Here is a 19256-nt window from a genome sequence, read left to right as displayed (position 1 = left end):
CCACCATGACCCGATCCACCGCACCCGCGCCGGCCATCGCGCACGACGACAAACGCCGCCGGCTGCTGCGCGCGGCCGGCGCCGCCGCGCTCGCCGCGCCGGCGATCACGCTCGGCCGCAAGGCCTGGTCCGCGCCGCCGCTGAAGAAGCTCACGTTCGCGTGGAACCAGAACGCGTTCTGCCTGACGCCGATCGTCGTCGCGCAGGAGCGCGGTTTCTTCGAGAAGAACGGCCTGAAGGTCGACCTGATCAACTACAGCGGGTCGACCGACCAGTTGCTCGAATCGATCGCGACCGGCAAGGCCGACGCGGCGGTCGGGATGATCCATCGCTGGCTTAAACCGCTCGAAGCCGGCTTCGACGTGAAGATCATCGGCAGCTCGCACGGCGGCTGCGTGCGGCTGGTCGGCGCGAAGGCGGCCGGCGTCACGACGCTGCAGGCGCTGAAGGGCAAGACGGTCGGCGTCAGCGATCTCGCCGCGCCCGGCAAGCATTTCTTCTCGATCCTGCTCGCGAAGAACGGCATCGATCCCGAACGCGACATCACGTGGCGGCAGTATCCGGCCGACCTGCTCGGCGTCGCGGTCGACAAGGGCGAGATCCACGCGATCGCCGACGGCGACCCGAATCTCTTCCTGCTCGAGAAGCGCAGCAACGGCGCGTATACGGAACTCGCGACCAACCTGTCCGGCGAATACGCGCGCAAGGTGTGCTGCGTGATCGGCGCGCGCGGCGATCTCGTGCGCAACGACCGGCCGGCCGCGGCCGCGCTCGCGCGTTCGATCGTGCAGGCGACCGAATACACGCACGACAACCCGAACGAAGCGGCGAAGGTGTTCGCGAAGTATTCGCCGAAGATCAGCCCCGACGACCTGCGCAAGCTGTACGCGACGCTCACCTACACGCATCACCCGACCAACGTCGACCTGCAGCAGGAAATCGCGTTCTATGCGGACGATTTCCGCCGCATCAGCGTGCTGAAGAAAAGCACGGACCCGCAGCGCTTCGCGCAGCAGGTCTATGCGAACGTGCTGGGGTGACGCGATGTCGACGATCGAACCCGCTTCCGCCGCGCGCGCTGCATCGGTACCGGCCGGCGGCGCCGCTGCCTCCACTGCGTCCGCCCGCATCGCCTGCCCGGCCTGCGAAGCCACGCTGGCGGCCGCCGCCCGCCGCGCACGCACCTGGCCGACCGGCATCGTCGCCGCGTTCGCGTGGGCCGCGCTCGGCGCGCTCACGCAACTGTGGCCGAACCGCGTCGTCGGCTTCACCGACTGGGCATACACGGACACGTTCGGCACGGCGGCATGGACGATCGCCGCGTTGCTGCTCGTCGTCGCGACGCTCGGCCATTTCGTTCCCGCGACGCGCACGCGGCTCGCGCGCGTGCGTCCGGCCGGACCATGGCTCGTCGCGCTGCCGCTCGTGCTCGCCGCATGGGAAATCGTCACCGCGAAAACCGGCTGGCTGCCGACACCGTTCTTCGCGCCGCCGCAGGCGCTGATCGAGGTGTATGTCGACGACTGGCCGCGCCTGCTCGGCAGCGCCGGCAACACGCTGAAGCTGCTCGCGCTCGGGTTTGCGTACGGCGTCGCGGTCGGCTTTGCCGTCGGCGTATCGATCGGCTGGTCGCGCCGGATCGGCTACTGGGTGCATCCGGTGCTGCGCGTGCTCGGCCCCGTGCCGGCCACCGCGCTGCTGCCGCTCACGTTCTACTTCTTCCCGTCGAGCTATTCGGCCGCCGCGTTCCTGATCGCGCTGTCGACCGGCTTCCCGGTCGCCGTGCTGACGTGGTCGGGCGTCGCGAGCGTCAACAAGCAGTATTACGACGTCGCGCGCACGCTCGGCGCGAACGCGCGCTTCCTGGTGCTGCGCGTCGCGATTCCGGCCGCGCTGCCGCACGTGTTCGTCGGCATCTTCATGGGGCTGAGCGCGTCGTTCACGGTGCTGGTCGTCGCCGAGATGATGGGCGTCAAGTCGGGGCTCGGCTGGTACCTGAGCTGGGCACAGGGCTGGGCATCGTACGTGAACATGTATGCGGCGCTGATCGTGATGGCGCTGCTGTTTTCCGGGCTGATCGCGCTGCTGTTCGCGGTGCGCGACCGCATGCTCGCGTGGCAGAAAGGAACCGTCAAATGGTAAGCGCCGCCGTACTCGAACCGTCCGTTTCCGCTTCTCCCGCCGCTTCGTCGACCATCACGGCGCCGCGCGGCGCGCGCATCGACATCCGCCGCGTGAGCCATGCGTTCGACGGCCCCGGCGGCCCGCTGCCGGTGCTCGACGACGTCACGCTGTCGGTCGCGGCCGGCGAATTCGTCGCGCTGCTCGGCCCGAGCGGCTGCGGGAAATCGACGCTGCTGCGCCTCGTCGCGGGCCTCGACGCCGCACGGCAAGGCACGATCGCGCAGGACGGCGTACCGATCGAGCGCCCCGATCCGTCACGCATCGTCGTGTTCCAGGACCCGACGCTGTACCCGTGGCGACGCGTGCGTGCGAACGTCGCGCTCGGCCTCGAAGCGCGCGGCGTGGCGCGTGTCGCGCAGCATCGCGTCGACGATGCGCTCGCACGCGTCGAGCTGCAGGAATTCTCGAACGTATTTCCGCATCAACTGTCCGGCGGGATGGCGCAACGCGTCGCGCTCGCCCGTGCGCTCGTCAACGATCCGCGCCTGCTGATTCTCGACGAGCCGCTCGGCAAGCTCGATTCGCTGACGCGGCTCACGATGCAGGCCGAGCTGACCGCGCTGTGGCAACGTGACGGGTTCTCCGCGCTGCTCGTCACGCACGATGTCGAGGAAGCGCTGTTTCTCGCGCAGCGCGTGATCGTGTTCGGGCCGCGTCCGGCACGGATCGTCGCCGAATTACACGTCGACCTGCCCTACCCGCGCCATCGCGGCGACCCGCGCCTCGCCGAACTGCGCCACGATGCGCTGCGGCATCTCGGGCTGGATGCGAGCTGGTAGATGCAGGGTGCCGTTCGACGCTTGGCCGCCGCGCGGCGGGAACGCGGCGGATGAACACGCCGCCGTTCTCCGACTGGGCGCTCGCATTCCTGCAACTGCTGTATCGCGCGCAAGTCGCGTTGGCGCGCGTGCTGCACGCACTCGGCCTGACCGGCGACGCCGACGGTCAGGCCGCATGGCCGTGGACACACCGGATCGCGCTCGAGACGCTGCGCATCGACGCGGGACTCACGCGACAACTCGCGTTCGCCTGTACGGCGACGGCGCTGGCCGTCGTGCTCGCCTGCGTCGCGCTCGCTTCGCGCAAACGGCGCTTCGCATCCGCGATCGCCGCGCTCGCCGTTGCATGGTTCGCACCGTGGCCGCCGTCGTCGCTGTGGCTCGCGCCCGCCGTGCCGACGAGTTTCCAGCGCGATCCCGCGCCGTTTTCGGTGACGAACGTGATGCGCGGCGCGCATCTGTATGCGCAACACTGCGCGGCCTGCCACGGCGCGGACGGCCGTGGCGAAGGCCCGCTCGCGGCCACGCTCGCGCACTGGCCGCCGACCTTTGCCGGCTCGCTGCTCGCCCGTCGCCTCGACGGCGAACTGTTCTGGCGCGTGCGCCACGGCACGCACGACGAACACGGCGCACCGACGATGCCCGGCTTCGCCGCGACGCTCGGCCCGCAGGACACGTGGGCCGTGCTCGACTACCTGAAAGCGCTCTCTGCAGGCAGCGGCGCGCAGGCCGAAGGCGCGTGGCCCGTGCCCGTCCCGCTGCCGGCGCTCGACGTGCGTTGCGGCAGCGCCGCGCCCCAATCGCTCGATCGCTGGCGCGACGGCCAGCGCGTGCGGATCGTCGCGCTCGCGCCGGGCGTCGTGCCGCCGCCGGAAGACGCGCGCTGGCAAACCTTGCTCGTCACCGCACTCGGCGCGGCCGTGCCGCCGGCATCTGGCACACGTGCGAACTGCGTTGCGGCGACGCCCGATGCATGGCTCGCGTTCGCGACGATTGCCGGCGTCGCACCCGACGCGCTCGGCGGCACGCAACTGCTTGCCGACCGGCGCGGCTGGCTGCGGGCACGCGCGCTGCCGGGCAGCGCCGGCTGGTCGGATGCCGACCTGCTGTGTCGTTCCGATGCCGCTGCGCGGCCGGCCGCGGCCGCCGCGAACGGCGACCCGCTGACCGCGCTGCTGCTGCGCGTCGACGCGGAACCCGTACGCGACGTGCAGGCCGGGCTCCCGCACTGATTTCCCGAACCTCTCTTTCGATCGACCGAACTTCACGATGAATCCGACCCGACGCCATTTCCTCGCCCAGACGAGCGCCCTCGCCACGATCGCCGCGGCCCCAGCCGCGCTGCGCGCGCAATCGGGCGCACGGCCGCTGCTGCGCGCCGGCGACCAGAAAGGCGGGCTGCGCGCGCTGCTCGAAGCGGCCGGCGAACTGAACGGCCTCGCGTACGACATCGCATGGACCGAGTTCCCGGCCGCCGCGCCGCTCGCCGAAGCACTGAACGCGGCCGCCGTCGATTGCGGGCCGATCGGCGATGCGCCGGTGATCTTCGCGCTCGCGTCGGGCGCACGCATCAAGGTGATCGGCGCGAACCGCTCCGATCCATACGGCACGGCCGTGCTCGTGCGGCCCGACGTGGCGCTGAAAGGCGCGGCCGACCTGAAGGGCAAGCGCATCGGCACCACACGCGGCTCGATCGGCCATTTCGTCACGTTGAAGGCGCTCGACGCGGCCGGCCTGCCGCCCGATGCCGTGTCGTTCCGCTTCCTGCCGCCGGCCGACACGATGCTTGCGCTCGCAACCGGATCGATCGACGCATGGGCGACGTGGGAACCTTACACGGCGCTCGCCGAAACGAGCGGCCGAGCGCGCGTGCTCGTCAACGGCCGCGGGCTGTGGTCGGGCCTCAGCTATCTTGCGGCGACCGACGCCGCGATCGCGTCGAAGCGCGACGTGCTGCACGATTTCCTGCGGCGTGTCGTGCGCGCCCAGGCATGGTCGTACCGGCATGTCGACGCGTATTCCGCGGCGCTCGCACGCATCATCGGCATTCCACCGGCAGCCGCGAAGCTGCAGTTCGAGCGCCGCAACACGCGCTGGCTGCCGATCGATGCGACGGTGATCGCCGAACAGCAGCGCACGGCCGACTTCTATCTGAAGGCCGGGCTGCTGCGCCAGCCGCTCGACGTGCGCACGACCTTCGACGCGGGTTTCCCGCTCGCATGACCGGCCGCCCGGCGGTACGCAACCGCCCGAACGGCGTCGGCACGATCTGGCACAATCGCGCTTTGATCCTCCACGTCATTCGAAGCCAGCGCCATGCCAGCCATCAGCGAACTTTTCGTCTACCCGATCAAATCCTGCGCCGGCATCGCGCTGCCGCGTGCGCAACTGCTCGAAACGGGCCTCGCATACGATCGCCACTGGCTGATCACCGATCCCGACGGGCAGATGATCACGCAGCGCACGCACCCGCGCCTCGCGCTGATCCGCACCGCACTCGACAGCGATGCACTCGTGCTGAACGCACCGGGCATGCGCGAGATCCGCACGCCGCTCGACGGCGACGTGACGCCCGCCACGCCGAAAATGGCCGCGACCGTCTGGCGCGACACGGTCGATGCGATCGACACGGGCGCCGAAACGGCCGCATGGCTCACCGAATTCCTCGGCACGCCCACGAAGCTCGCGCGCTTCGGGCCTGACGCACGCCGCGGCTGCAACCGCAAATGGACCGGCGAGATCGATACGCACACGCAGTTCGCGGACGGTTATCCGCTGCTCGTGATCGGCCAGTCGTCGCTCGACGACCTGAACGCGCGGCTCGCCGCGAAAGGCGCGCCGGCGATCCCGATGAACCGCTTCCGCCCGAACATCGTCGTGTCGGATCTCGATGCATACGAAGAGGATTTCGTCGAACACCTCGACACCGACGGCGCGACGCCGGTGCGGCTGCGCCTCGTGAAGCCGTGCACGCGCTGCCCGATGCCGACGATCGACCAGGTCACCGGCGCGCCCGATCCCGCATGGCCGCACGAACCGACCGACACGATGCAGACCTATCGCGCGAACCCGAACTTCAACGGCGAGTTGACGTTCGGCATCAATGCGATCGTCGTGCGCGGCGCGGGCAGTTTCCTGGAAATCGGGCAGGCACTCGACGCGGAAATCGGCTTCGGCGACTGATAGACCTGCCATGCAGACTACCGGGCCTGCGTGCACACGCGCCGGCAGATCGAGCCTACCGCTCGCCATCGACAAAGTGCCTGACCAAGGGCGAAAGCGTGCACGTCGTCTACGACGGCTCGGGGCCAAAGACCTTTTGGGGATCGCTCGACGTGCCGCGCCCGTCGGGAACCCTCTGCCGGTACGTTCCGGTGCGTGGCGGGCCGGGGCGCGATCGTCGTCGACGGGCCCGCGGCATCGGTGTGCTGCCCCCTGTGCCGCAGTATGGCGGGGCCAGCCATCGATTTAAAATGTGACGCACGCGGTAATTTTCCGCAATGCGTCACCGGGACGAAATGATTCAACCCTGAAATTCAGTTGATGCTTTATTCATAAATAATATCGATCATTTATTTTTGAATCTCCAATTCGGTGAGTACTGCATCGCTCACCGTGATCGTTTCATCCGGAATTTTCGGATCGAGATAGATCGTATAGTTCGCCGTTCCGGTTTTCGAATTCCGCGGTGTAACCGAGCTCAAATCCAGCAACGGGAATGGCGCCGGCGGAATGCCATGCCAGTTGGCGACGGAAACCAATCCAATGTAACCGTGCAAGTGCATCCAGAAGGTCCGCACCAGATTGCTGTGCCCCCCGCCTTCCTTTGACGGAAAATTCCAGTAATTCCCGCGAATCGCGATTTTTGTCGGTGCTGGCCGTTGGCTCCAGACCACCAAACCCGGACCTTGCACGGAGCCGCTGCCCTCCGGCAGTGAGGCTTGCACGCCTTCTGTATTGAAAGCAGCGGCGAAGGTGATGAGCGGTGCCTTTCCGTTCCCGGACGTGACCTGCCCTCCGCTTACCTTGAATTTCACGACAACAATTTCCGGCAGGACATCTTCATCGAGTGCTGTAGCCATGATGTGGCTCCCTTTCAATAATCTGAAATTTCGATTCACCCCTAAATCATCAAGACGAGGCCGCGCATTAGACGGCCAATTTATCGTAGGTATAAAGATTCCGCTTTTGTAGCTGTCAAAAATAGCAGCGTGTTACGACGACATTAAAATAATCGGAATTGTCGATTTAATTATTCCTATTTCTGCAGCTCTGCATCGAGCGCCACCGGCAGCCACACCGTCACGACCAACCCGCCCCCGGGCGCATCGCCCAGCGCCACCCTGCCCTGATGCACACGCGCGATCTCGCGCACGATCGACAGCCCGAGCCCCGTCCCTTCGACCGTCTGCGTCTTGCTGCCGCGATGGAAGCGCTCGAATACCGCGTCGCGCTCGTCCGCCGGAATACCCGGCCCGTTGTCGATGACGTCGAGCCGCGCGTGCTCGTCATCGCGCGATACGCGCACCGTAATCACCGCGCGGTCGCCCGCGTAACGGATCGCGTTGTCGATCAGGTTGCCGATCATCTCGCCAAGCAGGTCGAACTGCCCGTGCACGTCGATATCGGCCTCGTGCTCGAAGCCGAGATCGATGTCACGCGAGCGTGCGACGGGCGACCAGTCGAGCGTCACGCTGCGGGCGAGCCGGTGCAGCGCGACCGGCTTGTGCGCGACCGCATGGCCGCTGTCCGAATCGAGCCGCGACAGCGACAGCAGTTGCTGCACGATCTTCGCGGCCTGCCGCACCGCGCCGTTCGCGCGCCGCAGGTGCCCGGTCACACGCGGCTGCTCGTCGGGCCGCAGCGCGAGCTCGACGCCAGCCTGCACGGCCGCGAGCGGTGTCTTCAGTTGATGGGCCGCGTCCGCGAAGAAGCGGCGCCGCGCGACTTGCATCCGCTGCGTGCGGCCGATGTACTGGTTGATCGACTCGACGAGCGGCGCAAGCTCGCTCGGCATCGCGCCGGTGTCGAGCGGCGTCGGGTCGTCCTCGCTGCGCGCGGCGACCGTCGCCGACAGCCGGTTCAGCGGCCGCAGCCCGCGCCCGACGCCGAGCCACACGATCCCGAGCGCGAGCACGACGAGCAGCCCTTCCTGCAGCAGCGAGCCCACCAGGATCTCGCGGGCGAGCGCCTGGCGCGCCTCGATCGTTTCGCCGACCATCACCCACACGATGCGCGACTGCGCGGTCGGCACGTCGTGCACCGGTATGCGCAGCGCCGCCATCCGCAACTGCTCGCCGCGATAGACGACGTCGTAGTAGCGCGTGACGAACAGCGCGCCGTCGCCCGCGTCGCGCCCCTGCGGCAGCGGCAGGTCCGGGTAGCCGGTGATCGTGCGGCCGTTGTCCTCGCGGATCAGGTAGTAGATCTTGCCGCCGTCGCTCGATTCGAGCATTTCGAGCGCGAGATACGGCAGGTCGACCTCGATCTCGCCGTCGTTGAGCCGCACGCCTTCGCGGATCGACTTCAGCGACGACGACAGCGTGCGGTCGAACGCGACGTGCGCGGCGCTCATCGCGCGCTGGTACGTGAGCCACGAGTCGAGCGCGAGCAGGCCGAGCAGCGGCAGCAGCAGCCACAGCGCAACCTGCGTGCGCAGGTTCGGGCGGGTCACCATGGCTCCCGCCGGGCCGCCCCAAGGAAGCCGTGCACCCCCTTGGAGGGCGGCGAACAAACGTGAGCGTGGGGGCAGTCGCTCATACGGCCTTCGCTTCGAGCAGGTAACCCAATCCGCGCAGCGTGACGATCGCGACGCCCGTGTTCTCGAGCTTCTTCCGCAGCCGGTACACGTAGATCTCGATCGCGTCGGCGTTGACCGACTCGTCGAGCCCGAAGATCTTCTCCGACAGCGTTTCCTTGTTGATCGCGCGGCCGTTGCGCAGGATCAGCACCTCGAGCACCGAGCGCTCGCGCGGCGTGAGCGACAGCGGTTCGCCCGCGAGGTGGAAGCTGCGGTCGATACTGTCATACGAAAGCGGCCCGCATTCGACGCGCGAGTGCTCGTGGCCGAGGCTGCGCCGGATCAGCGCGCGGGCGCGCGCCTCCAGTTCGGTCAGCTCGAACGGCTTCGCGAGATAGTCGTCGGCGCCGAGATCGAGCCCCTTCACGCGGTCCTCGACCGATCCGTGCGCGGTGAGAATCAGCACCGGCACCGGATTGCGCCGCGCACGCAACCGCCGCAGCACCTCCAGCCCGTCGAGCTTCGGCAGCCCCAGATCGAGGATCACCAGCGCGTAATCCTGCGTGCGCAGCACGTGGTCCGCAGCCTCCCCATCCGCCATGTGATCGACCGCGAAGCGCGCGGCGCTCAGCGCGTCGTTCAGCGACTGGGCCAGGTTCGGATTGTCTTCGACGAGCAGCACACGCATGGGGATTCCGGTAAGGTCAGCGACAGGCCGCTACATTACATGATCCTTTCCATGTCGACGCCTCGCGGAAACACCTGTTGCGCCGCCCCTGCGAACCCGCAGCGCCTGGGATGGACCACGCATCGTACGTCGCGCAGGCCCACGCGGCCGGCATCGCGTTGCAGACGATCCGCGGTTTCTGCCGAAGCGCCGAGTGCGAAGCGGGCGTCGTCGTCGGGTATTCGGCACTGACGGCCGCGCACGCGCGGCATGGCGGCCGGATCCTCGCAAAGCTGCTGGCGCAACCCGCATAGCCGCCTTTGCCATCGTTGCCGCGTCCGGCGGCACCCCGCTGCCTTCCCTTTTCAAACCACCCCGCGCGCCGCGAAAACCGCGGCCTCCGTCGTTTCGACCTCGGGAAATCCATGACACAAACGACGCGATTGTGAACCGGAATGAAAGCAGGCTGAAAGTGCCCCGCAATTAACATCCGCGTCACTCGAACAACATCTATGGGTAACTGGAGGAAGACATGCCGTTTGCACCGAAGCACCTCGCCGCCGCGCTGGCGATCGTCCTGGGCACTGCCGCCGGCAGCGCCGTCGCGCAGGTTCCGGCCGGGTATCAGGGTAACTACCAGGGCGTGATCGACGCCGCGAAGAAGGAAGGCAAGCTGATCGTCTACTCGACGACCGACACGGGCCTCGTGCGTCCGCTGATCAAGGACTTCGAAAGCCTGTACGGCGTGAAGGTCGAGTACAACGACATGAACAGCACCGAGCTGTACAACCGCTACATCAGCGAGAACGCGGCGAGCAGTACCAGCGCCGACGTGCTCTGGAGTTCGGCGATGGACCTGCAGGTCAAGCTCGTCAACGACGGCCTGATGGCGTCCTACGATTCGCCCGAAAGCGCGAACGTGCCGCAGTGGGCGCAATACCAGAAACAGGCTTACGGCACGACGTTCGAGCCGCTCGCGATCGTCTACAACAAGCGCCTGATTCCCGAAAACGAAGTGCCGAAAACGCGCGCCGACCTGATCAAGCTGCTCACGTCGCAACCCGACAAGTTCAAGGGCAAGGTCACGACCTACGACGTCGAGAAATCGGGCGTCGGCTTCAACGCGCTGACGCAGGACGCGCACCTGAACGAGAAGGTCACGTGGGAGCTCGTGAAGGCGATCGGCGCGACCGGCCCGAAGCTGCAGTCGAGCACGGGCGCGATGATGGAGCGGATCTCGTCGGGCGAAAACCTGGTCGGCTACAACATCATCGGTTCGTACGCGTACGCGAAAGCGAAGAAGGACAAGTCGATCGGCTACGTGTTTCCGAAGGACTACACGCAGATCGTAAGCCGCCTCGCGACGATCTCGAAGAAGTCCAAGAACCCGAACGCCGCGAAGCTGTGGGTCGACTACCTGCTGTCGAAGCGCGGCCAGACGTTGATCGCGGACCAGGCGAACCTGTATGCGATCCGCACGGACGTCACGGGCGAAACGTCGGCCGCGAGCCTGACGAAGGAGCTCGGCGATTCGCTGAAGCCGATCCAGATCGGCACCGGCCTGCTCGTCTATCTCGACCAGTCGAAGCGCCTTGCCTTCCTGAAGCAATGGCAGCAGGCGATCAAGCGCTGATCCGCTGACTGCCGGCCGCCCGCCGCGCATCGCGCGGGCGGCCCCTTCCCCTTACCGACTTCCTAGAGGCGGCCATCCGAATGGCCGCAGGGGCGAACTCATGCTTTCAACCAGCACACGCTCAACGGCGCCGGCCGTTGCGCCCACCACCGGCCAGCGCGGCGCGATTCCCCCGCTGCCGGTCAACCGCCTGCAGCCGCTCGCCGGCATGCTGCGCTGGATCGTCGTCGCGGTACTGACCGTCGCCGTCGCGCTGCCGCTCGGCTTCATCCTGTTCCAGAGCCTGTTGTCCGCGCCGTTCTTCGACGCGAACAAGACGCTCGGCATCGAAGGTTTCCGCTTCATCTTCAGCGATCCCGATTTCTGGTCGGCCGTGAAGAACTCGTTCATCATCGCCGGCGGGATGCTGTTCATCTCGATCCCGCTCGGCGGCATCCTCGCGTTCCTGATGGTGCGCACCGACCTGCCCGGCCGCCGCTGGCTCGAACCGCTGCTGCTCACGCCCGTGTTCGTGTCGCCGATGGTGCTCGCGTTCGGCTACGTGGTCGCGGCCGGCCCGGTCGGTTTCTACTCGGTGTGGTTCAAGGAATTGTTCGGGGTGCAAAGCGTGCCCTGGAACGTCTATTCGATATTCGCGATCACCGTGATCGTCGGCCTCACGCACGTGCCGCACGTGTATCTGTATTCGTCGGCCGCGCTGCGCAACCTCGGCTCGGACGTCGAGGAAGCCGCGCGCGTGACGGGCGCCCGTCCGTTCCGCGTCGCGCTCGACGTGAGCCTGCCGATGACGATGCCCGCGCTGCTGTTCGCCGGCGTGCTGGTGTTCTTCCTCGGCTTCGAGGTGTTCGGGCTGCCGCTCGTGCTCGGCGATCCGGAAGGCCACCTCGTGCTCGCGACCTACCTGTACAAGCTGACCAACAAGCTCGGCGTGCCGTCGTATCACCTGATGGCCGCGGTCGCGGTGTGCATCGTCGCGATCACGTTCCCGCTCGTGCTGCTGCAGCGCCGCCTGCTGAAAACGGCGAACCGCTTCGTCACGGTGAAGGGCAAGGCCGGCCGCGCGACAGTGCTGCCGCTCGGCGTGTGGCGCTGGGTCGCGCTCGCGATCGTCGCGCTGTGGCTGATGCTGACCGTGATCGTGCCGCTCTCGGGCATCGTGCTGCGCGCGTTCGTGACCAACTGGGGCGAAGGCGTCGCGCTCGCCGAAGTGCTGACGCTGTCGAACTTCATCGAGCTGTTCGAGCAGGACAACCTGGTGCGCGCGATCGTCAACACGCTCGGCATCGGCGTGATCGGCGGCGCGCTCGCGGTCGGCTTCTACTCGCTCGTCGCGTTCGCCGGCCATCGCCGCCCCGACTGGGCGACCAAGCTGCTCGACTATCTGGTGCTGCTGCCGCGCGCGGTGCCCGGCCTGCTCGCCGGTCTCGCGTTCCTGTGGATCTTCCTGTTCGTCCCCGGCCTGCGCGAGCTGAAGAACTCGATGTGGAGCATCTGGATCGCGTACACGGTCGTGTGGCTCGCATACGGGATGCGGCTCATCCAGAGCGCGCTGCTGCAGGTCGGCCCCGAGCTCGAGGAAGCCGGCCGCAGCGTCGGCGCGACGCGCAGCCGCGTGTCGCTCGACGTGACGCTGCCGCTCGTGCGCTTCGGCCTGCTCGCCGCGTGGCTGCTGATCTTCATGATCTTCGAGCGCGAATACTCGACGGCCGTCTACCTGCTGTCGCCCGGCACCGAAGTGATCGGCGCGCTGCTCGTGTCGCTGTGGGCGACCGGCGCCGTCGATCAGGTCGCCGCGCTTTCTGTCATCAACATCGCGATGGTCGGCGCCGGTCTCGGCGTGGCCCTGCGTTTCGGAGTGAAACTTCATGGATAAGCTCATCGTCGACGATCTGCATCTCAGCTACGGCGCCAATCCGATCCTCAAGGGTGTGTCGTTCGAACTGAAGGCCGGCGAAGTCGTGTGCCTGCTCGGCGCATCGGGCAGCGGCAAGACCACGCTGCTGCGTGCGGTGGCCGGCCTCGAACAGCCGTCCGACGGCCGCATCCAGCTCGACGACCGCGTGTTCTTCGACGGCGCGAAGCGCGTCGACCTGCCCGTCGAGCAGCGCTCGCTCGGCCTCGTGTTCCAGTCGTACGCGCTGTGGCCGCACCGCACCGTCGCCGAGAACGTCGGCTACGGGCTGAAGCTGCGCCGCGTCGCACCCGCCGAACAGAAGCGCCGCGTGCAGAGCGCGCTCGACCAGCTCGGCCTCGGCCATCTCGCGGAACGCTTTCCGCATCAGTTGTCGGGCGGCCAGCAGCAGCGCGTCGCGATCGCGCGCGCGCTCGTCTACAACCCGCCGGTGATCCTGCTCGACGAGCCGCTGTCGAACCTCGACGCGAAGCTGCGCGAGGAAGCGCGTGCGTGGCTGCGTGAGCTGATCGTGTCGCTCGGGCTGTCGGCACTGTGCGTGACGCACGACCAGACCGAGGCGATGGCGATGTCCGACCGCATCCTGCTGCTGCGCAACGGCCGCATCGAGCAGGAAGGCACGCCGGCCGAGCTGTACGGCGCGCCGCGCTCGCTGTACACGGCCGAGTTCATGGGCAGCAACAACCGGATCGACGCGCGTGTCGCCGCGATCGACGGCGAATGCGTGACGCTTGCCGGCGACGGCTGGGAAATCCGCGCGATGGCGCGCGACACGTTCGCGCCGGGCCAGGACGCGCAGGCCGTGATCCGCCTCGAGCGCGTGCAGGTCGCCGACGGTCCGGGCGCGAACCGGCTGCAGGCCGACCTCGTCACGTCGATGTATCTCGGCGACCGCTGGGAATACCTGTTCCATTGCGGCGACATGCGCCTGCGCGCGTTCGGCCACGTGCCGCGCGCGGCCGGCAAGCACTGGCTCGAATTCCCGACCAACGACTGCTGGGCGTTCGCGAAAGCGGGCTGACCCGATCGCGGCGGCCCGCGCGCCGCCGCGCCCGTTTCACCCAACCCACAAGAACCAAGGAGACACCGTCAATGAAGTCACGCGCAGAACGTTCGATTCGCACAGTAGTCCTCACGAGCTCGGCCGCCGCGGCCTGCATCGCCGCGCCCGCCGCGCACGCGCAGTCGTCCGTCACGATGTACGGGATCATGGATGCCGGCATCGAATACACGAACCACGCGGCGCCGCAGGGCGGCAACTCGTTCAAGCTGAAGTCCGGCAACAAGAACACGTCGCGCTGGGGCCTGCGCGGCGTCGAGGATCTCGGCGGCGGGCTGAAGGCGATCTTCCGCCTCGAAAGCGGGATCGATCTCGCGAACGGCGCCTTCGACGACGGCCCCGACTCGATCTTCGCGCGCCGCGCGACGGTCGGCCTGAAAGGCAAATGGGGCGAACTGTCGCTCGGCCGCAACTTCACCGTCACATACGACTACATGCTGCCGTTCGACCCGATGGGTTACGCGCAGAACTACTCGTGGGCGACCTCGTCGATGGCGACGGGCGGCCGCAAGGACGGCCTGTTCACGCGCTCGTCGAATGCGGTGCGCTACGACGGCGAATTCAGCGGCTTCAAGTTCGGCGCGCTGTACGGCTTCGGCAACGTGCCGGGCAGCGTGAAGACCAGCTCGAAATACGATTTCGCGCTCGGCTACGAGACCGGTCCGTTCGCGGCGGTGGTCACGTTCGACCGGCAGAACGGCGCGGCCGACAGCGTCACGCCGGCCGATACGGTCAACTACATCCAGGGCATCCACGCGGGCCTGAGCTACGACTTCGGCAACCTGAAGACGATGGCCGGTTATCGCAATTACAAACGCACGTTCCGCACGACGGCGGCGAACCAGTTGAGCGACATGGTCTGGGTCGGCGGGTCGTACCAGTTCACGCCGACGTTCTCGCTGATCGCGGCCGTCTATCACCAGAACATCAAGGGCGGCACCGACGCCGATCCGACGCTCGTGTCGCTGCGCGCGAACTACGCGCTGTCGAAGCGCACGGTGCTGTACGCGGCCGGCGCGTTCGCGATTGCGAAGCACGACCAGAAGGTCGGCGTGTCGCGCGATTTCGCGGGATACGGCACGACGCAGGTCGGCGTGACGGCGGGGATTCAGCAGCGGTTCTGAGCCCGACGCGGCCACCCTGCTTTCCCCCCACGCGCGGCGGCATCACGACGGATAGCCGGTCGTCGCCGCGCGGCTCGTTCATCGCGCTGCGTCCGGCCCGCTGCGGTTCGGTCGCCGCTCACGCGCCGTGCATCATGAACACCGGACGCACGAGACTGTTTGCATCGCCCCAGTGTTCGCCGACAGCCGACAGCGGCACGATACGCGTCTCGATCGTCAGCCGCGCCGGGCCGGCCGCGTCGAACACGCCGCGCACGGAGTCCAGCAAACGCGGCAGCGGCACGCTGCCGAGGCCGCTGCCCATCAGTTCGATTGCGGTTGCGCGCAGCACCGCGCCCGGCAGCAGCACGTCCGCGCCGCCCATCGAGCCGATCTGCACGAAACGCAGCCGGCGGCCATCGGGCGCCGCCTTCGCCGCGGCAACCAGCAGCGTCTGCGCGCTGGCACCCCACAGATAGTCGAGCACGACATCCACGCCCTCGCGGAAATGCGGTTCGAGCGCGCGCGCCAGATGCGTATCGTCCTGCTGCAGCGACACGACGGCGTCCGCGCCGGCGTTCAGCAAAGCGTCCAGCGCGGCCGCGTTGCGGCCTGTCGCGATCACCTTCGCGGCGCCGAGATGCTTCGCGATCCGCACCGCCAGCCGGCCCGACGCGCCCGTCGCGCCGTTGACGAGCACCGTCTCGCCTGCCACCAGCCGCGCGCGTTCGGTCAGCGCGGCCCACGACGACATCCCGGGAATCGCGATCGCCGCGGCCGTGACGTCGTCGAGCCCGTCCGGCAGCGGCACGCACTGCGTGTCCGGCACGATCGTGCGTTCAGCCATCGCGCCGAACGGCGTGGGGGCACCGAAGAAATAGACGCGCTGCCCGTCGTCGCGACGGCCCACGCCGTCGACGCCGACGACGAACGGATAACGTCCATCCGACGAGTAATGCGCGCCGGACGCGCGCCCCTGCGCGATCCGGCTCAGCGCGGACGCCGCCACGTCGATCAGACGGTGGCCCGGCATCGCGCGCGGCGGTTCGAATTCCATATGGACGGGACGCTCGCCGGCGCCCTTAACGACTGCGGCTTTCATGGTGGCTCCTTGATTCGGGGGATCTCGATCGACGGTTGCGGCGGACGTCAGCGTGCGTCGAGCCACGCGCGCAGCGCCGGATCGCGCACTTCCATCACGTCGAACAGGCCGAGCGCGCGCAGCGCGGGCAACGCATCGATCGCGTCGGCTTCCGCGCGTGCCCGGTCGGCGGGCGTGGCGCCGGGATCGGTCAGCACGCGCGCGTTGACCAGGAACGCGCCGACGGTGCCCTTGCGGATCGTCGTTCCGCCGGCATCAATCCGGTCGGCATGGTCGGGAAGCATCTGTTCGGCTCGCATCGCGTCGTACTCCGGTTGTCATCGAAGAACGCAGTGTAGGCGTGCGAAGCCGGCCGATCTCCGGTATAACAGTCATTCGATACCGCTATCCGGCCATGTCCGATCCGCTCCTGCCCGCCCGATTCATCACGTCCGACGACGGCCCGTTCGTCGTCGCCGCCGTCCTGTCGCAGCGCGACCCGCGCGTGACCGCGCCTCACGCGCATGCGCGCGGCCAGCTCGTCGGCGCGCTGAGCGGGCTGGTGTCGATCGGCCTCGACGACCGCGACTGGGTTGTGCCGGCGGTCCATGCGATCTGGATTCCGCCGCATTGCCGGCATTCGCTGCGTTCGTTCGGACCGATTTCCGGCTGGTCGGCGTTCATCGCCGAAGCGCGCTGCGCGGCACTGCCTGATACGCCGCGCGCGATCCGTGCGTCGCCGCTGCTGCGCGAAGCGGTACAGCGCGCCGCGAGCTGGGATGGTTCGGAACTGAATGACGCGCAAACGCGTATCGCAGACGTGATCCTCGATGAAATCGCTGCTTCGGAAGTCGAGTCGCTAAGCCTCGCGCGGCCGCGCGACGCGCGGCTCGTGCGCATCACCGACGCGCTCGCCACGAACCTCGCGGACAACCGGCGGCTGGAGGAATGGGCCGATTGGGCAGGCATCAGCGCACGAACGATGAGCCGCCGCTTCGTCGCCGAGACGGGGCTGACGTTCGCGCAGTGGCGTCAGCAGGCAAGGCTGCTGCGGGCGCTGGAGAGAATCGCCGACGGCGTGCCGGTGACGACGATCGCGCTCGATCTCGGGTACGACAATGTGAGCGCGTTCATCGACATGTTCCGGCGGGCACTGGGGACGACGCCGGGGCGGTATATGGACGTAGCAAGATCAGCAGTCGGAACAATGGGAAGTCAGTCGTAACCCATCCCCAGGGCTTGCGCCTGCGCGCTCAATTCCGCCATCGCATCCACGATCGCTTGATCGCATTCTGCCCCGCAACGCGTCAGGGCGACGGCGCGGACACATCGACGAGCCGCCGCACCGCGATATGGGATCGCATTCGATTCAAGCGATGTCATCCGGTCCCTTTGCGAAACCTTGTGCCAATTCCCCGATTCGTCAGGGAGTGCGTCTGCGTTGCTTGGCATATCTGCCACTGCCTCTCGCTCAATACGTCGTGTCACCGTTCTTTTCCGTCGGTCGAGATTCACCCCTGAACTGCGCCGCGAGCCGCTCCGCACTCCTCGCCAGCAGCGTCGTATCGACCCCGACCGCGACGAACAGCGCACCCGCTTCGAGATACCGTCGTGCCGCCGCTTCATCCGCACTCAGAATACCGGGCGCCTTGCCCGTCGCCTTGATCGTCCGGATCGCGCCGTCGATCGCGGCCTGCACGTCCGGGTGCCTCGGATTGCCGAGATGCCCGAGATCGGCCGCAAGATCGGCCGGACCGATGAACACGCCGTCGACACCTTCGACCCGCGCAATCGCGTCGATCGCATCGAGCCCCGCACGCGTCTCGACCTGCACGAGCACGGCCATCTCGTCGTTCGCGCGGTGCAGGTAGTCACCGACGCGATTCCACCGCGACGCACGCGCCAGCGCGCTGCCGACCCCGCGCATCCCGTGCGGCGGATAACGCGTCGCGGCAACGGCCGCGCGCGCTTCGTCGGCGCTCTGCACCATCGGCACCAGCAGCGTCTGCGCGCCGAGGTCGAGCACCTGCTTGACGATCACCGGATCGTTCCACGGCACGCGCACGACCGGATGCGACGGATACGGTGCGATCGCCTGCAGTTGCGCGAGGATCGTCGGCACCGTGTTCGGCGCATGCTCGCCGTCGATCAGCAGCCAGTCGAAACCGGCGCCCGCGACAACTTCGGCGCTGTACGGGTTCGCGAGGCCGAGCCACAGCCCGACCTGCGCGTCGCCGCGCGCGAGCGCGGCCTTGAAGATATTCGAAGGAATCCGCATCGCTCGCTCACTCGAAGTAGCACTGGATCGTCCCGAGCGGGCCGTAGTCGACGCTGAACGTGTCGCCCGGCCGCGCCGCGCACGGCCGCGTGAACGAGCCGCCGAGCACGATCTGCCCGGGTTCCAGCGCGACGTCGAAGCGCGACAGACGATTCGCGAGCCACGCGACGCCGTTCGCCGGATGGTTCAGCACGCCGGCCGCGACGCCCGTTTCCTCGACCACGCCGTTGCGCGACATGATCGCCGCGACCCAGCGCAGGTCGACGTCCTGCGGCCGCACCGGCCGCCCGCCGATCACGACGCCCGCGTTCGCCGCGTTGTCGGCGATCGTGTCGAACACCTTGCGCGGCCGTTTCGTATCGGGGTCGATCGACTGGCTGCGCGCGTCGATGATCTCGAGCGCGGGCACGACGTAATCGACCGCGTCGTACACGTCGAAGATCGTGCAGTTCGGGCCCGTGAGCCGCTTGCCGAGCACGAACGCGAGTTCGACCTCGACGCGCGGCACGATGAAACGACCGGTCGGGATCGTGCCGCCGTCCGCGAAGAACATGTCGTCGAGCAGCGCGCCGTAGTCGGGTTCGTCGATCTGCGACGTGTTCTGCATCGCCTTCGACGTGAGGCCGATCTTGTGCCCCTTCAGCATGCGGCCTTCCGCGAGCTTGAGGGTCACCCACGCGCGCTGGATCGCGTATGCGTCGTCGATCGTGATGTCGGGATGGTCGAGCGAGATCTGGCGGATCTGCTTGCGCTCGCGCTCGGCGTCGTGCAGACGTTGCGCGAGCTGGTCGATGATGGCGGGTTCGAGCATGGTCGGAT

Annotated in this window: 18 protein-coding genes and 1 pseudogene; 12 read left to right on the top strand and 7 right to left on the bottom strand. The window is 67.7% G+C overall.

What is annotated here, in order from left to right:
- Positions 1-5 precede the first annotated feature (5 nt).
- The 6 genes from FPJ27_RS10435 to FPJ27_RS10410 all read left to right on the top strand — a co-directional run bounded on the left by FPJ27_RS10435 (position 6) and on the right by FPJ27_RS10410 (position 6146).
- On the top strand, positions 6-1040 hold the full coding sequence (locus FPJ27_RS10435; RefSeq protein WP_204422824.1) for an ABC transporter substrate-binding protein: 1035 nt from the start codon (positions 6-8) through the stop codon (positions 1038-1040).
- Positions 1041-1044: 4 nt separating this feature from the next.
- Positions 1045-2142: an ABC transporter permease subunit gene (locus tag FPJ27_RS10430; RefSeq protein WP_072436915.1), complete on the top strand. Its 1098-nt coding sequence runs from the start codon at positions 1045-1047 to the stop codon at positions 2140-2142.
- Positions 2136-2963 (top strand): ABC transporter ATP-binding protein, encoded by an 828-nt coding sequence (locus tag FPJ27_RS10425; protein ID WP_204422823.1) that lies wholly within the window; start codon positions 2136-2138, stop codon positions 2961-2963. Before FPJ27_RS10430 ends, FPJ27_RS10425 begins: the two co-directional genes overlap by 7 nt.
- Positions 2964-3013: 50 nt before the next feature.
- Positions 3014-4195, top strand: a complete 1182-nt coding sequence (locus FPJ27_RS10420; protein ID WP_204422822.1) for a cytochrome c — start codon at positions 3014-3016, stop codon at positions 4193-4195.
- A 37-nt stretch (positions 4196-4232) separates the two neighbouring features.
- Positions 4233-5186 (top strand): ABC transporter substrate-binding protein, encoded by a 954-nt coding sequence (locus FPJ27_RS10415; RefSeq protein WP_204422821.1) that lies wholly within the window; start codon positions 4233-4235, stop codon positions 5184-5186.
- A gap of 93 nt (positions 5187-5279) precedes the next feature.
- Positions 5280-6146, top strand: coding sequence for an MOSC N-terminal beta barrel domain-containing protein (locus FPJ27_RS10410; protein WP_204422820.1), 867 nt, complete (start codon positions 5280-5282; stop codon positions 6144-6146).
- A 389-nt stretch (positions 6147-6535) separates the two neighbouring features.
- On the opposite strand, the gene FPJ27_RS10405 is transcribed toward FPJ27_RS10410, so the two are convergent.
- The 3 genes from FPJ27_RS10405 to FPJ27_RS10395 all read right to left on the bottom strand — a co-directional run bounded on the left by FPJ27_RS10405 (position 6536) and on the right by FPJ27_RS10395 (position 9391).
- Positions 6536-7045 carry a hypothetical protein gene (locus tag FPJ27_RS10405; RefSeq protein ID WP_072436677.1) on the bottom strand — a complete coding sequence of 170 codons (510 nt, stop codon included), beginning with the start codon at positions 7043-7045 and terminating at the stop codon, positions 6536-6538.
- A 176-nt stretch (positions 7046-7221) separates the two neighbouring features.
- Complete coding sequence (locus FPJ27_RS10400) at positions 7222-8640, bottom strand: sensor histidine kinase (RefSeq protein WP_204422819.1); 1419 nt, start codon at positions 8638-8640, stop codon at positions 7222-7224.
- 79 nt (positions 8641-8719) lie between these two features.
- Positions 8720-9391, bottom strand: coding sequence for a response regulator (locus FPJ27_RS10395; RefSeq protein ID WP_047903423.1), 672 nt, complete (start codon positions 9389-9391; stop codon positions 8720-8722).
- Positions 9392-9495: 104 nt separating this feature from the next.
- Here FPJ27_RS10395 and FPJ27_RS10390 point away from each other — a divergent pair.
- The 5 genes and pseudogenes from FPJ27_RS10390 to FPJ27_RS10370 all read left to right on the top strand — a co-directional run.
- A pseudogene (locus FPJ27_RS10390) lies at positions 9496-9684 on the top strand (PLP-dependent aminotransferase family protein); the annotation flags it as partial.
- Positions 9685-9902: 218 nt separating this feature from the next.
- Positions 9903-11003, top strand: coding sequence for an ABC transporter substrate-binding protein (locus tag FPJ27_RS10385; protein WP_072436674.1), 1101 nt, complete (start codon positions 9903-9905; stop codon positions 11001-11003).
- 100 nt (positions 11004-11103) lie between these two features.
- Positions 11104-12876 (top strand): iron ABC transporter permease, encoded by a 1773-nt coding sequence (locus tag FPJ27_RS10380; RefSeq protein ID WP_204422818.1) that lies wholly within the window; start codon positions 11104-11106, stop codon positions 12874-12876.
- Positions 12869-13936 carry an ABC transporter ATP-binding protein gene (locus tag FPJ27_RS10375; protein WP_072436672.1) on the top strand — a complete coding sequence of 356 codons (1068 nt, stop codon included), beginning with the start codon at positions 12869-12871 and terminating at the stop codon, positions 13934-13936. The genes FPJ27_RS10380 and FPJ27_RS10375 overlap by 8 nt, the downstream gene beginning before the upstream one ends.
- A gap of 71 nt (positions 13937-14007) precedes the next feature.
- Entirely contained in the window at positions 14008-15099 is a 1092-nt protein-coding gene (locus FPJ27_RS10370) for a porin (RefSeq protein WP_204422817.1), read from the top strand.
- A gap of 118 nt (positions 15100-15217) precedes the next feature.
- Here FPJ27_RS10370 and FPJ27_RS10365 read toward each other — a convergent pair whose 3' ends face one another.
- The gene (locus tag FPJ27_RS10365; RefSeq protein ID WP_204422816.1) at positions 15218-16180 is read right to left on the bottom strand and encodes a zinc-binding alcohol dehydrogenase family protein; all 963 of its coding nucleotides are present in this window, start codon (positions 16178-16180) and stop codon (positions 15218-15220) included.
- 47 nt (positions 16181-16227) lie between these two features.
- On the bottom strand, positions 16228-16479 hold the full coding sequence (locus tag FPJ27_RS10360; RefSeq protein ID WP_034179673.1) for a hypothetical protein: 252 nt from the start codon (positions 16477-16479) through the stop codon (positions 16228-16230).
- 95 nt (positions 16480-16574) lie between these two features.
- On the opposite strand from FPJ27_RS10360, the gene FPJ27_RS10355 reads away from it, so the two are divergent.
- Positions 16575-17384 carry a helix-turn-helix transcriptional regulator gene (locus FPJ27_RS10355; RefSeq protein ID WP_204422815.1) on the top strand — a complete coding sequence of 270 codons (810 nt, stop codon included), beginning with the start codon at positions 16575-16577 and terminating at the stop codon, positions 17382-17384.
- A gap of 246 nt (positions 17385-17630) precedes the next feature.
- Here the strand turns inward: FPJ27_RS10355 and hpaI are convergent, their stop codons facing one another.
- Both hpaI and hpaH read right to left on the bottom strand, forming a co-directional pair.
- Positions 17631-18437, bottom strand: coding sequence for a 4-hydroxy-2-oxoheptanedioate aldolase (gene hpaI / locus FPJ27_RS10350; RefSeq protein WP_204422814.1), 807 nt, complete (start codon positions 18435-18437; stop codon positions 17631-17633).
- A 7-nt stretch (positions 18438-18444) separates the two neighbouring features.
- Positions 18445-19248 (bottom strand): 2-oxo-hept-4-ene-1,7-dioate hydratase, encoded by an 804-nt coding sequence (gene hpaH / locus FPJ27_RS10345; RefSeq protein ID WP_204422813.1) that lies wholly within the window; start codon positions 19246-19248, stop codon positions 18445-18447.
- Positions 19249-19256 lie beyond the last annotated feature (8 nt).

The sequence above is a fragment of the Burkholderia sp. MS455 genome (assembly GCF_016899445.1).
Taxonomy (GTDB): domain Bacteria; phylum Pseudomonadota; class Gammaproteobacteria; order Burkholderiales; family Burkholderiaceae; genus Burkholderia; species Burkholderia pyrrocinia_C.
Note: the sequence above shows the minus strand (reverse complement) of the source record. Positions and strands in the feature narration are given on the sequence as shown.